General features: G+C 72.3%; 13 protein-coding genes. 3 read left to right on the top strand and 10 right to left on the bottom strand.

The features are described 5' to 3' along the window. Positions 1 to 27: 27 nt before the first annotated feature. The 8 genes from ACYC1Z_RS08080 to ACYC1Z_RS08045 form a co-directional block, all read right to left on the bottom strand. Positions 28 to 729 (bottom strand): potassium channel family protein, encoded by a 702-nt coding sequence (locus tag ACYC1Z_RS08080; protein ID WP_461409013.1) that lies wholly within the window; start codon positions 727 to 729, stop codon positions 28 to 30. Further along, on the bottom strand, positions 722 to 2,056 hold the full coding sequence (locus ACYC1Z_RS08075; protein WP_461409015.1) for a TrkH family potassium uptake protein: 1,335 nt from the start codon (positions 2,054 to 2,056) through the stop codon (positions 722 to 724). The genes ACYC1Z_RS08080 and ACYC1Z_RS08075 overlap by 8 nt, the downstream gene beginning before the upstream one ends. Positions 2,057 to 2,398: 342 nt before the next feature. After that, positions 2,399 to 2,830 (bottom strand): SufE family protein, encoded by a 432-nt coding sequence (locus ACYC1Z_RS08070; protein ID WP_461409014.1) that lies wholly within the window; start codon positions 2,828 to 2,830, stop codon positions 2,399 to 2,401. Between the two features lie 65 nt (positions 2,831 to 2,895). Then, complete coding sequence (locus ACYC1Z_RS08065) at positions 2,896 to 3,795, bottom strand: sulfurtransferase (protein WP_461409012.1); 900 nt, start codon at positions 3,793 to 3,795, stop codon at positions 2,896 to 2,898. A gap of 70 nt (positions 3,796 to 3,865) precedes the next feature. Next, complete coding sequence (locus ACYC1Z_RS08060) at positions 3,866 to 5,089, bottom strand: AI-2E family transporter (protein WP_461409011.1); 1,224 nt, start codon at positions 5,087 to 5,089, stop codon at positions 3,866 to 3,868. Positions 5,090 to 5,150: 61 nt separating this feature from the next. Next, positions 5,151 to 6,698 (bottom strand): gluconokinase, encoded by a 1,548-nt coding sequence (locus ACYC1Z_RS08055; RefSeq protein ID WP_461409010.1) that lies wholly within the window; start codon positions 6,696 to 6,698, stop codon positions 5,151 to 5,153. Between the two features lie 35 nt (positions 6,699 to 6,733). After that, entirely contained in the window at positions 6,734 to 7,312 is a 579-nt protein-coding gene (locus ACYC1Z_RS08050) for an alpha/beta fold hydrolase (protein ID WP_461409009.1), read from the bottom strand. Between the two features lie 81 nt (positions 7,313 to 7,393). After that, a complete protein-coding gene (locus ACYC1Z_RS08045) occupies positions 7,394 to 8,302 on the bottom strand; it encodes a cation diffusion facilitator family transporter (RefSeq protein ID WP_461409008.1) in 909 nt (302 codons plus the stop codon). A 358-nt stretch (positions 8,303 to 8,660) separates the two neighbouring features. On the opposite strand from ACYC1Z_RS08045, the gene ACYC1Z_RS08040 reads away from it, so the two are divergent. Next, complete coding sequence (locus tag ACYC1Z_RS08040; protein WP_127130221.1) at positions 8,661 to 8,864, top strand: cold-shock protein; 204 nt, start codon at positions 8,661 to 8,663, stop codon at positions 8,862 to 8,864. A 75-nt stretch (positions 8,865 to 8,939) separates the two neighbouring features. Here ACYC1Z_RS08040 and ACYC1Z_RS08035 read toward each other — a convergent pair whose 3' ends face one another. Beyond that, a complete protein-coding gene (locus ACYC1Z_RS08035) occupies positions 8,940 to 9,584 on the bottom strand; it encodes a 1-acyl-sn-glycerol-3-phosphate acyltransferase (RefSeq protein WP_461409007.1) in 645 nt (214 codons plus the stop codon). A gap of 240 nt (positions 9,585 to 9,824) precedes the next feature. On the opposite strand from ACYC1Z_RS08035, the gene ACYC1Z_RS08030 reads away from it, so the two are divergent. Both ACYC1Z_RS08030 and ACYC1Z_RS08025 read left to right on the top strand, forming a co-directional pair. Continuing rightward, positions 9,825 to 10,475, top strand: coding sequence for a CYTH domain-containing protein (locus ACYC1Z_RS08030; RefSeq protein WP_461409006.1), 651 nt, complete (start codon positions 9,825 to 9,827; stop codon positions 10,473 to 10,475). Between the two features lie 238 nt (positions 10,476 to 10,713). Next, a complete protein-coding gene (locus tag ACYC1Z_RS08025; protein ID WP_461409005.1) occupies positions 10,714 to 11,556 on the top strand; it encodes an SDR family oxidoreductase in 843 nt (280 codons plus the stop codon). Here the strand turns inward: ACYC1Z_RS08025 and ACYC1Z_RS08020 are convergent, their stop codons facing one another. After that, complete coding sequence (locus ACYC1Z_RS08020; protein WP_461409004.1) at positions 11,557 to 13,191, bottom strand: patatin-like phospholipase family protein; 1,635 nt, start codon at positions 13,189 to 13,191, stop codon at positions 11,557 to 11,559. Positions 13,192 to 13,265 lie beyond the last annotated feature (74 nt).

Here is a 13,265-nt window from a genome sequence, read left to right as displayed (position 1 = left end):
CCCGGTAACGACGGCCGCGGCGTCGCGTCAGGCCATGTCGATGAAGCGCTCCGCCACCGCCGCGGGACCCATGACGACGACGGTGTCGTCCCGCCTCAGGACGGTCTCCCCGGTGGCGTGGTCCCAGGTCCCGTCCGCCTGACGCACGGCGACGACGTTGAGGTTGTACTTCTTGCGGAAACCCACCTTGTCCAACGCCAGCCCGACCATCGACGCGGGCGGGTTGGCGGTGACCATGGCGAAGCCCCCGCCGATGTCCTGGTAGTCCGCGATGGAGCCACGGAGCAGGTGCGCCACTCGTCGGCCCATGTCCGCCTCCGGGAAGACGACGTGCGGGACGCCGAGCTGGGCGAGGATCTGGCCGTGCTGCCGGGTGACCGCCTTCGCCCACACGTTGGGGATGCCCAGGCGCAGCAGCGCCGAGCTGGCGAGGATCGAGGCCTCCACGCTCGTGCCGATTGCGACGACGGCGTGGGTGAACTCGGCCACGGACAGCTGGCGGAGCGCCTCCTCCTTGGTGGCGTCGGCGCGGACCACCTGGGTGAGGGTGCCGCTGAGCTCCTGGACGATCTCCTCGTCGTTGTCGATGCCGAGCACCTCGGTCCCGTCGTGGGCGAGCTCGACGGCGAGCGCCTGGCCGAATCGACCGAGCCCGATCACGACGACGGAGTCGGTCGCCGCCAGTGCGACCACCCGCCGGAAGATGCGGGGTCTGCTGTTGTCAGCCAATGAGGGGTCTCTCCTTCGGTAGGTCGTACAGCAGGGTGCGGGTGCGCAGCGCGAGGGCGGACGCGACGGTGATGGGGCCGATCCGGCCGGCGAACATGAGGACCACGAGGATGAGCTGCCCGGCGACGGGTAGTTCGTGGGTGATGCCGGTGGACAGCCCCACGGTCGCGAAGGCCGAGATGACCTCGAAGAGGAGCTGGTCGAGGGTGAATGTGGTCGTGATGAGGAGGGTCCACGTGGCCGCCATGACGGTCGCCACCGCGAGGAGCGCAACGGTCGTGGCCTCGCGGTGCACGGACCGCGGCACGCGCCTGCCGAAGAGGTTGACGGCGGTCTCCCCCCGGACCTCGGTGACGATGATGAAGAGCAGCACGGTGAACGTCGTGAGCTTGATGCCGCCGGCAGTGCCGGCGGGGCCGGCTCCGATGAACATGAAGACGTCGTGCGCGAACCAGGTCTGTGTGTTCATCGCCGTGACGTCGAGGCTGTTGAAACCGGCGGTCCGGGCGACGACGGCGGCGAAGAAGCCCGCGAGCATCTTGCCGGGCACGTCCAGCGGGCCGAGCGTCGCGGGGTTGCCCCATTCGAGTGCGGTGATCGTCACGGTGCTGACCACGAGGAGCACACCGGTGCCGACGAGCACGATCTTGGTGCTCATGCTCATGCTCATCCTCATGCTCAGCCGTCGTGGCAGCCGATAGTGGCGGCGCAGCTCGAGGAGGACCGGGAATCCGAGCCCGCCGACGATCACGGCGAGGGCCAGGGGAAGGATCACCCACGGGTCCGTCACGAAACCCATGAGGCTGTCCGAGTACAGCGCGAATCCGGCGTTGTTGAACGCCGAGACGGCGTGGAAGAAGCCGTGCCACAACGCCCGCCCGGGGGCATAGCCGTAGCCGAGTACGAACCGGGCGGCGAGGACCAGGGTGACGAGCCCCTCGACCAGGAACGCCACCTTCGCGACGCCGCGAAGAACACCTCGGACGTCGCCGAGGCCGACCGTGCCGAGGGAGGCGCTCGTGACGAGCCGGCTGCGCAGGCCGAGGCGGCGGGCGAGGACCAGCCCGATGAGCGAGGCGAACGTCATCACGCCCAGCCCGCCGATCTGGATGAGCGCCAGGATGACGACGTGTCCGAACGGGCTCCAGTAGGTCGCCGTGTCGACGACGACGAGGCCGGTGACGAAGAGGGCCGAGCTCGCGGTGAACAGTGCGGTCACGAACGGCGCGCCGCCCGTGGGGCTGGTCTGCGCGGGGAGCACGTCGGACGGCGGGGCGCCCGCCACCGCGGCCGGGAGCATGAGCAGCGCCGTGCCGACGGCGAGCATGACGGTGAAGCTGAGGGAGATGACCTGCGCCGGGTGGCGAAGATGCGGGAGCCGGATCAGGCTCCTGCCGGTCGCCCGGCCGCTCGTGGGCACTGCTGGAACGTAGTCCCCCCGCGTTCGCAATGCCAGAGGTCGGCGCGGTCGGCTGCGTCACACCGCTCGCCCGGTATCGGCGGAGGTCCCGACTGCGACAGGGTCCGAGCAGCCGCCGCGGCACCGACACCGCGGCACTGACGGGACGGCACCGCGGCACTGAGGGGACGACACCGCGGCACTGAGGGGCCGGCACCGACGCCGCGGCACCGGCGATCTGGTCCGGTGGCGTCGCGTGGGCCGTCCGGCTCAGGCGGTCCTTTCGCGCACCTGCCGCTTGATCCGCCCGAGCATCGCAGCCAGCCCACGCAGGCGCAGGTGGCTCACCGCCTCGGCCAGGCCCAGCCGCTCGGAGAGGTCGGCGGGCACGGCCAGGAGCTCGCGGGCGGTGAGCCCGTCGAGGCCTTCGTGCAGGATCCCGGCGAAGCCGCGCGTCGTCGGCGCCTCCGGTGGGGCGGAGAAGAACAGGTGGACGACGGCGTCGTCGCCCCGGCCGTCGACCTCGGTGATGAGGAAGATCGGGGACTGGCACTCGGGCACCGGCTCGAGCAGCTCCGGGTGGTCCGCGTAGCGCTCCGGCAGTGCCGGCAGGCTCTGGCCGATCTCGAGCAGGAGCTGGAGGCGGTCCTGGGTGCCGAGCGCGTTGAAGTCCTCGACGACGACGGCGAGCGCCGTCGGCATCGCCGCCGCGCGCGCCGGGCCGGCCGCCCGTGCTCCGGGGCCGTCGCTGGGCGTGGTCGGCGCGCTCATCGGGCCGGCACCTCGCCGGGCTCCGCACCGCGGGCGATCGGCACGCGCACGGCATTGCCCCACTCGGTCCACGAGCCGTCATAGTTGCGCACGTCGGGGAAGCCGAGGAGGTGCTGGAGCACGAACCAGCTGTGGGCGGAGCGTTCGCCGATGCGGCAGTAGGCGATGACCGGCTGCGTCGGGTCGAGGGCCTGCTCCTGGAGGTAGATCGTCTCGAGGTCGTCCCGCTCCTTGAACGTGCCGTCGTCGTTCGCGGCCCGTGCCCACGGGACGGAGCGGGCACCGGGGATGTGACCGCCGCGGAGGGTGCCTTCCTGCGGGTAGTCGAGCATGTGGGTGCGTTCGCCGGTGAACTCGGGGAGCGAACGGACGTCGATGAGCTGACCGCCCAGAAAATCCAGGACGGCGTCCCTGAACGCCCGGATGACGGTGTCGTCCCGCTCGACCACCGGGTACTCGGTGACGACCGGCGCGGAGACCTCTGTCGTCATCTCGCGGCCCTCGGCCTGCCACTTGGCACGTCCGCCGTCGAGCAGGCGTACGTCCTCGTGACCGAACAGCGTGAGCACCCACATGGCGTAGGCGGCCCACCAGTTGTTCTTGTCGCCGTAGATGACGACGGTGGTGTCCCGGGCGATCCCCTTGGCCGACATGAGCGCGGCGAAGGCCGGGCCGTCGACGTAGTCGCGGGCGACGGCGTCGTTGAGGTCGAGGTGCCAGTCGACCTTCACCGCCGTCAGGATGTGTCCGGTCTCGTACAGCAGCACGTCCTCGTCGCTCTCGACGACGGCGAGGCCCGGTGTACCGAGGCGCTGCGCCAGCCACGAGGTGCTCACCAGACGCTCGGGGTGGGCGTACGCAGCGAACTTGGGGTCGGCGTCGTAGGGCAGGGGCACCGGGCCACCTCCGTGTGCTGGGAACTGTCGGGCTTCGCTCCATCCTCTCACCGGCCCGGCGGAGGTGGGATCACCGCGGCCGGGGTGGGATCGTGGACGGTTCCGGCTCGGCAGGGCCGTCTACCGGGGGGCCCGCCCGGAGGATCGGCGGCAGCTCGGCCGCAACCGGCTCGTCCTCGGCGCGTGGGTTCTCCTCGCCGGCAGGCCGGCGTGCGGGGGCCGTCGCCCGCACCTCCCGACCGGTGACAAGGAAGGCGTTGGTCCACCGGGCGGACGGGTCGGGGTCGATGAGGATCGCCTTGGCGAACAGGGTGAGCGGCACTGCCAGCAGGGCGCCGAGCGGGCCGACCACGATCGCCCAGAACACCAGCGAGAGGAAGGTGACGGTGGGGCTCAGGCCCACGGCGTCGCCGGTGAACTTCGGCTGGATGAGGCTCTGGATGGTGAAGTTCACGACGCTGTAGATGACGATGACCCACACCATCGTCACCGGGCCGGAGTCGAGCAGGGCCAGCAGAGCCGGCGGCACCAGCCCGAGTACGAAGCCGACGTTGGGGATGTAGTTCGTGACGAACGCGAGCAGCCCCCAGGTGAGGGCGAGCGGGACGCCGAGGGCGAGCAGCGCGGCCACGTCGATCACGGCGACGATGAGCCCGAACAGCGTGGAGACCAGCCAGTACTTGCGTACCCCGACGGCGAAGTGGGTCAGCGCCTCGGCCATCTCCGGCTTGGCCGCGGCCAGCGTGTGCCACCGTCGGCCCGCGTTCAGGGAGTCGAAGGCCAGGAAGAACATGACCAGGACGACGACGACGAGCTGCGCACCGGCCGCACTGAGGCTGTCCAGCACGTCGCCGAGCACGGTCACGACGTTGCCGAACTGCAGGCTGCCGAGCAGCGAGTCCACGTCCTCCTGCGCGACGCCGAGCCCCGAGAGGCGGGCCATCAGGTCGGCGTAGATCGAGCCGAACTCGTCGAAGTACGACGGGACCGTGTCGTAGAGCTGGCGCAGCGCGAGGCCCAGCGCCGTGATCAGGACCAGCAGGATCACGTACAGCGACAGCAGCACGAGGGTGGCGGCGAGGACGGGTGGCCAGCGGTGCCGGACGAGCCAGCGCTGCACCGGCCGGGCGGCGAGGATGAGCGTGAGGGCGAAGAACGCCGGCGCGAAGATGCCGGAGATCGCACGCAGGCCGACGGCGATGACCACCACGCCGGCCAGGGAGAGGATCAGCGAGAGGCTCGACGCGGACCGCGGGCCCGCGTGGGCGGGCGGGTCGGTGTGCGCGGCTGCCATGGGCGCCATCATGCCAGCCGACCCCGACATTCCCCTGGGATCATCGGCTCGCGGGCCCTGGTCACGCCCGCGGGGCGATCACCGCGTCGTAGAGCTGCTCGAACCGTGCCCGCCGTGCGCGGTAGTGGTCGGCCCGGTCCGGCACCGGGACGAATGTCGCACCGGTCTCCGCCGGCGCCCGTTCGACGTCCGGGGCGAGGGTCTCCAGCGCCAGGAGGGCGGTCCCGTGCAGCGTGGTCCGCTTCATGGTGACGTGCTCGACCGGCGCGCCGATGACGTCGGCGAGGATCTGGAGAGCCGCCGGTACGTCCGCGGCCACGCGGCCCGAGGCGACGATACGCGTGGCGTTCCCGGCCGTGCGGCGCAGCTCGTCCGCGACCCGCCCGTACGAGAGCGCGATGCCCTCGACGGCGCCCCGGTAGAGGGTTTGCGGGGTGGTCGCCACGGAGACGTCCGCGAAGAGCGCCCGCGCGTCGCCGGCCCAGCCGGTCGCCCGCTCCCCGGTGAGGTAGGGCAGCACGGCGGGGGTGTCCGGGTCCGGGGGTGCCAGCAGCAGGGCGGAGCGGTCCGTCGGACCGGGGGCGCCCGGGGCGTTCGCCCCGTCGGGCCCGGTCCCCGCCAGGTCCGGGTGCGGGTCGAGCCGCAGCATGCTCTCCAGCCACGTGATCATGCGGCCGACGTCGTTGAGCGCGCCGCCGAGGAGCGACCGGTCGGCGTCCACCCGGTAGCACCAGAGCCCGGCGGGGACCTCGGCGGGCTCGCCACGCATGACGACGCGCATCGCCCCGCTGGTGGCCGTCGAGGCGGCGATGGTCGAGGAGTCGACCGCGCCCGTGCCGATGTTGCTCGCGAAGCCGTCGGCGATCGGGGGGAACCATACGGCGTCCGACAGGCCGGGCCACCGCCGTCGGACCGCCTTGGGTACCGCCGTCAGGGGTTGGTCCGGGTCGCGGATATCGGAGAGCCGGGCGGCCGTGATGCCCGCCGCGGCGAGCATCACGGGGTCCCAGGTGCCCGCCCGGCGGTCGAGCAGCCCGGTCCAGGCCGCGGTAGAGGTGCCGACGGCGGTGCGGCCGAGCAACCGGAGGTACGCGTACTCCCCGATGGAGAGCCACCGGGTCACCCGGGCGAAGGTCTCCGGCGCCGTCTCCCGCAGCCACCGCAGGCGCGGCGCGAGGTAGCTCGTGTGCAGGCGCGTGCCGGTGCGCTGCTGGACGGCGGCCTCGTCCAGCTCCGCCCGGAGGTCGGCGAGCTGCGGTGCGCAGCGCGAGTCGGCATACGTGTAGCACGGCGTCAGCGCGGCACCGTCGGCATCGGTCCCGACCAGGGACGAGGCGAAGGTATCGAGCGCGAGGCCACCGATCCGGCCGGACAGCGCAGGGGTGGCGAGCGTGGTGATGATCTGGTCGAGCTCGGCGACGACGGCGTCCGGATCGATCTCGGAGGTGCCGTCGGCGCCGGTGGTGAAGGTGTGCGGCACCTTGTGGCGCCGACCCTTGACGGGCCGGCCCGCGGCGTCGTAGAGGCCGCCGCGGGAGGCGGTGGACCCGACGTCGAGGGCGAGGACGAGCGGGACGACCGCGTCCTTGGGGTCGACGGCGATCCTCATGCGGTCCCCTTGCGGTCGTGGTGGAGCGGTGTCGGTCAGGCGATGCGGTCGGGTTCGGGGACCGGGTCGAGCTGCCCGACGAACTGCGTGATCGCCGCGATCACCTCACCGAGCGCGGCGATCGATCGCTGCGCGTCGCCCGGGAGCTCCAGGGAGTGGTCGGCGCCCGCGATCTCGATCACCTGATGGCCGGTGCTGCGGGCGGCGTCGCCGTCCCACATCTCGTCCTCGGAGCCACCGATGATGAGCGTGGGCGCCGTGACGACGGTGAGGGCCGCGAGCACGTCGTGCTGGCGCACGAGCGGGGTGAACCACACGCCCGGCAGGTTGTGCTCGACGGCCAGGAGCACCACTAGGGTGCCCAGGGACTTGCCGATCACCAGCCGCTGCGAGGCGGGGGAGTCGGCCTGGAGCTCGCGCCATGCGATGTCGGTCACCATGGTGCGCAGCGCGTCGGGGTTCTCGGGGAGCTCGGGCCACCAGACGTCGCCACCCTCCCAGCCGGCGTCGCGCAGGACCGTGCGGGTGTAGTGGAGCAGCGGACGGTCGGGCGTGTAACCGATGCCCGGGAAGATCGTCGCGACCTTGCGACGTCGTCGGTCGTAGATGCTCACCGGCCGAGGATATCCGTTACGACGGCGGAAATCGCGCCACCAAGGCCCACGACGGTCCGGATCTTGCCCAGTGGTACCCGCTCACTCGTGCAGGTGACCCTCGTGGTCGCGATGACGGGCCGCCTCGAGCTGGAACGTCGAGTGCTCCACGCTCACCGGGAAGTGCGCGGCCACGCACTCCTGGAGCTGGTCGAGGATCCGTGCCGCGTGCCCGTCGCGGAAGCAGTCGTCGTCGACCACGACGTGCGCGCTGAGCACCGGCAGACCGGCGGTGATCTCCGAGGCGTGCAGGTCGTGCACCGCACGCACGTGCGGCACGCCCAGGAGGTGCTGCCGGACCTGCTCGAGGTCGAGACCGCGCGGCGCCGTCTCCAGCAGGACCTCGCCGGTCTCGTGCAGCAGCTTGAGCGTGCGCGGCAGGATGAGCACCGCGATGACCATGCCGGCCACCGCGTCGGCGGCCGCCCAGCCGGTGGTCGCCACCACGATCCCGCTCGCGATCACGACGACCGAGCCGAGGGCATCGTTGAGCACCTCCAGGAACGCGGCCCGCAGGTTGATGCTGCTGGACCGACCGCCGGCGAGGAACCACAACGACGCCAGGTTCGCCGCCAGCCCGACGACGCCGATCGCCACCAGCCCGGCGGCCGGCAGTTCCGGCGGCCGGCTCAGGCGCTGGACGCCCTCGATGAGCGCATAGACCCCGACGGCGAGCAGCACCCCCGCCTGCACGCCGGCCGCCAGCACCTCGGCGCGTCGGAACCCCCAGGTGCGGCGCGGCGTCGGGGGGCGCAGCGACAGCGAGGCGGCGACGAGGGCGACGCCCAGCCCGGCGGCGTCGGTGAGCATGTGCGCGGCGTCCACCAGCAGCGCCAGGCTCCCGGTCCACGCGGCGCCGACGATCTCCACCACGAGGACCGTGACCGTGATCGCGAACGCCACCGCGAGACGCCGGCGGTTGGCGACCAGGCCGTGCTCATGCGCAGCCACGTCTCCTCCTCCCGCCAGGCGCTCGGACCCATCATCCCGCAGTCGAGCCCGCGGTCGGCGGCGGCTTGGCCGCTGATGGCGGGGGTGCGGCCGACGTGGGCGATCGGCCCCGCCCGGGCTGGGGCACGGCCGTCGGATTCTCGTTCGAATCCGCTGTTGGCGTAAATCGGGACCTCAAATGATGGCCAGAACCCCTCCGATGCCGTACGCTCAGGTCACAGTTACAGTGCACTCAGAGTTTGTATGGCCCCGGCCCCCGGGACGGGTTGCTTTTCCTTCATGGGAGCAGACGACGAACACCGTGACAAGCAGGTCCCGAACCGTGGCCCTGTTTGACTGCTCTACCCAAGGAGATTCCATGGCAACCGGAACCGTGAAGTGGTTCAACGCTGAGAAGGGCTTCGGCTTCATCGCGCCCGACGACAACACTGCGGACGTCTTCGTCCACTACTCCGCGATCTCATCCTCGGGCTACCGCTCGCTCGACGAGAACCAGAAGGTCGAGTTCGACGTCACGCAGGGCCCCAAGGGCCCGCAGGCCGAGAACGTCCGCCCGCTCTGATCAGCCCCGTGCTGGTCAGCGTGAGCTGATCCTCTCCGAAAGCCCCGGCACCCGTGTCGGGGCTTTCGTGTGCCCTCAGGCGTCCGGGTCGTCCTCGTCGTCCGCGGCGGACCCGGCGCCGGCGTTCGCGCGAGAGCTCTCGTCGCGCAGTCGCGGCGGCGTGCCGAGAGCCGGCCGCACCCCCGTCTTGCCGTCGTAGAAGTCACGGATCCGGTCCATGTCCGCCGCGACGTCGCCGCCGAGGTGGAACGTCGGCCCCAGGCCGGTCGTCATCGTGGACCGGTCGACGTAGCCGAGCGTCACCGGAAGGTCGGTCGCTCGCGCGATCCGGTAGAACCCGGAGCGCCAGTGCGTACCGGTGCCCCGCGTCCCCTCGGGCGTGATCACGAGGTAGAAGCGATCGCCGGCACGGACCCGTCCGACGATCTCCTGGACGACGCCGCGCGGGTCGCGCCGGTCCACCGGGATGCCGCCGAGGGTGCGCATGAGCGGACCGAACGGCCGTTTGAAGAGCTCGTGCTTGCCGAGGAAGCGCACCTGGATCCGGGCGCGCCAACTGATCGCCAGCATGAAGACGAAGTCCCAGTTGGACGTGTGCGGGGCGCCGATGAGGATGCCGGCGCCGTCGGGCGGCATCGACTCCGACCGATACGTCCACCGGCTCAGTGCCCAGTACGCCCGCGACAGCCCGTACCGGACCGGACCGATCCCGTTCCTCATGCGTTCGCCCTCACACTGCGGACCCTACGGCAGCGCGGCGGCGACACGTCGGACTCCGGTCCTACCCGCGCCGCGGGTGGCGTGGCGTCTGCTTTCGGTGCCCCGCGTCCCGTGACGGCGTCCCGCGGGGCTCCACCGCGACCCGCGCGGGGAGCCGGCCACGGCTGTCGGGCGCAGCGCGCGGCGCGCGGAGATCGACGGAAGGTGTTTCCGGCGGCGGCGCGCAGGTAGGTTCCGGGTATGAGCGACACCGGGTACGGCGACTTCGAGTTCGAACGGAAGTTCTTCGTCCGCGAGCTCCCTTCCGCGCTGCTCGACGAGCCGGCACCGGACGTCATCGTCCAGAGCTACTACCTCGCCGCGGACGGATACGCGCTGCGGGTCCGCCTCCAGGGGCCGGCGCCGGCGGACCTCCCGGTCGGCGGCGCCGAGGAGGTGCTGGACGCGGTGGCCGGCGCATTCACCTTCTGCGCCCTCACCGCCAAGGGTCCCTACGTGGGCGGGACGCGTTACGAGGCCGAGCGTGAGCTCGACACCACCGTCGGCCTGGAGATGGTCCGGCGCGGTGGGACGAAGGTGCTGAAGTACCGCCACTCGATCTGGCTCGGCGCCGACGGGTGGGTCATCGACCAGTTCCTCGACGCCAACGCCCCGCTCGTGATGGCCGAGTGCGAGCGGGGTGGGCCGGTCACCGACCTCGCGATCCCCGCCTTCTGCGTCACCGAGGTCACCGACGACCCCCGGTTCTCCAACGACTTCCTCGCCGGCTCCCCCTATCGCGGCTGGCAGGGGGAGTTCGAGGCCGAGCTCGCCGGCCGCGGGCCGCACTTCCTGCAGGAGTTCGGTCACAACGAGCTGGGTACGGAGCTCGGTTCCGCGTCCGAGCTCTGACGTCTGCGGGCACTCGGCTGCCGCGGCGGTCGGTGCGAGCGTCAGCCCGGACGTCCGAGCCTCCCCGGTGGGTCCTCGGACGGCGGGGCCCGGCGCGGGACCGCACGGGCACGGCGCGGCCGGACGGGTGATGGTTCGCACCCGGGACGACCTGGGGGCTCGGTCGATGCGGGCGGGGACCAGGGATGGATCCGACCACGGCCCGGTGGTGGCGGGCAACGTATCTATGCTGGCTTCCATGGGCACAGGGACCATCGCGGTCACGGGGTCGACGGGTCGGCTCGGCGGCCGGGTGGCCGGGCGCCTCGCCGCCGCGGGGGTGCGGCAGCGCCTGATCGTGCGGGACGCCTCCCGCGCCCCCGATCTTCCGGGGTCCGAGGTCGCCGTCGCCTCCTACGCCGATGGCGCCGCGCTCCGGGCCGCGCTCGAGGACGTCGGCACGCTGTTCTTCGTCTCCGCGAGCGAGTCGGCGAACCGCCTCGACGAGCACCGCGGCGTCGTCGACGAGGCGCGGGCCGCCGGCGTCGGACGGATCGTCTACGTCTCGTTCTTCGGCGCAGCGCCCGATGCCACGTTCACCCACGCACGGCTGCACTGGGCGACCGAGCAGTACCTGGCTGCCAGCGGCATCCCCACGGTGGCGCTGCGCGACAACCTCTACCTGGACTTCATGGCGGCGCTCGTCGGGGACGACGACGTCATCCGCGGCCCTGCCCGCGACGGCGCCCTCGCACCCGTGGCCCAGGACGACATCGCCGACGCCGCCGCGGCGATCCTCCTGGACCCGGGGCCCCACGAGGGCAGGACCTACGACCTCACAGGACCGGCGGAGCTGACGCTCGCCGAGGTCGCCGCCATCCTCGGTGAGCACCGGGGGCGGCAGATCCGGTACGTCGACGAGACGGTCGAGGAGGCGTACGCCTCCCGGGCCCGGTACGGCGCCCCGGCCTGGGAGGTCGACGGGTGGGTCAGCACGTACACCGCGATCGCCGCGGGCGAGATGGCCGGCGTCACGCGCGACGTCCCCATGCTCACCGGCCACCCGGCCACCTCCCTGGTCGAGCTCCTCGCCCGGGGCTGATCAGGCCCAGTCCGGGCGGACCGCGACCGCCCAGGGGTGACCCTCCCAGGTGCGCCACCACTCGCCCGCCCCGGGCGGGAGCCGACCGGCCGGCGCCCTGTCGACGAGCACTCGCAGCCGGCGCTTGAGGTGGACGATCTCGGCGAGCCGCCCCGGGTCCTGGGGGCCGGCCGGCTCGGTGTCGCGGGCGGTGGCAGCGGCGCGGGTGCCGCCCGGTGCGAGGCCGCCCGATGCGAGGCCGCCCGGTGCGACGCCGGCCGGTGCGAGGAGCGCCACCTCCGCGGCCCAGATCCGCTTGCGCAGCAGGATGATCTCCCGGGTGAGCAGTTCCTCGTCCGTGCTCGCGCCCTCGTGAGCCTCGGCGGCGCGCAGGTACCCGTAGTCCATGGAGATCGAGATCAGGCCAGGGTCGACGGTGAGCACGTCGTGCACGTCGATCTCAGGCTGGATGACGACGGCGCCCGCCGCCCGCGCGTAGGCGACCTCGTCACGCAGCCCCTCGTCGGACATGATCCCGGCGGTGGTGCGCACGACGATGGAGAGCAGGTCCTTGTCGGCGAAGCCGTCCTCGCGGGGCACGCCGGGCGGGGAGGCGACGACGGCGTAGCAGGTGTCCACCCCGAGATGCTCGATCGCGATCTCGGTCGGCAGGGTCTCCCGCACCCCGCCGTCGACGTAGAACTCCTCGCCCAGGCGCACGGGCGCGAAGACGGTCGGGATGGAGCACGAGGCGAGGATCGCCCGCACGAGCGGCACGGGCGCCGCCCCGGGTACGGGAACGTTGTCCCGGTCCACCAGGCCACCGGTCTCGGTCACGTAGCGCAGCTCGCCGGACTCCAACCCGACGACGGCGATGCGCAGCGTGACGCCGGAGGCGGAGACCCGTTCGGGCACGAATACCGCGGGGTCGAGCAGGCGGTCGATGATCGGGCCCGGCCGGTACATGGACCGCTCGCTCGACGCGCCGCGCACGATGGTTTCCAGCTCGGGGCGGGCCCGCCCGGCCTCACGGAGCACCGCGACCAGCTCCAGGGCGCTCAGCGGGTTCCAGCCGGCGCCCGGCTCCTCGGTCCCGGGGTGACCGAACGGCCACCACCCGGGTCTCACCGCGGGAGCGGCTTCCTCGGCCGATCCACCCTCGACCGTGCCGCCTCCGACGACGACACCGGCAGCCTCGGCGACGCCCGACCCGGGCGTGGACCGATCCAGGCCCCCGGCCCAGATACCGAGCCGGTGCGTGCTGCGGTTGGCCACGCGGGCGAACTTCCGGCCCAACGTGTCCTGGCGCTGCCGCTGCCGGGTGAACGCCTCGACCCACCCGGGGCCGTGCTCGCGCAGCGTGGCGAACCACTCCAGCTCCTCGAACATGTCCGAGCTCTGCCGCAGCTCGCGCCACAGCCGCTCGAGCTCCGCGAGCACGCGGCGCTGCCCGGCGGCCTCGCTCGACTGGGCGAGGGCGCCGGCCAGGATGCTCCCGGCGGAGGTGCCGGTGATGACGTGCGGGGTGATGCCCACCCGATCGTAGAGGTAGGTCAGCGCGCCGAGCTGGAAACTGACCCGCGCCCCACCACCGCTGAGCACCAGGCCGACACGGGCGTCGCGAGCGCGGTCCCGCTCCCAGAACTTCCAGGTCATGCGGCCAGGCTACGACCTGCCTCCGGCACGCGCCGAGGGTTCCGGCCGGACCTGGTCCCGGCCGGAACCCCCGG

Source organism: Georgenia sp., assembly GCF_054605595.1.
This window is presented reverse-complemented; position numbering and strand designations above follow the sequence as displayed.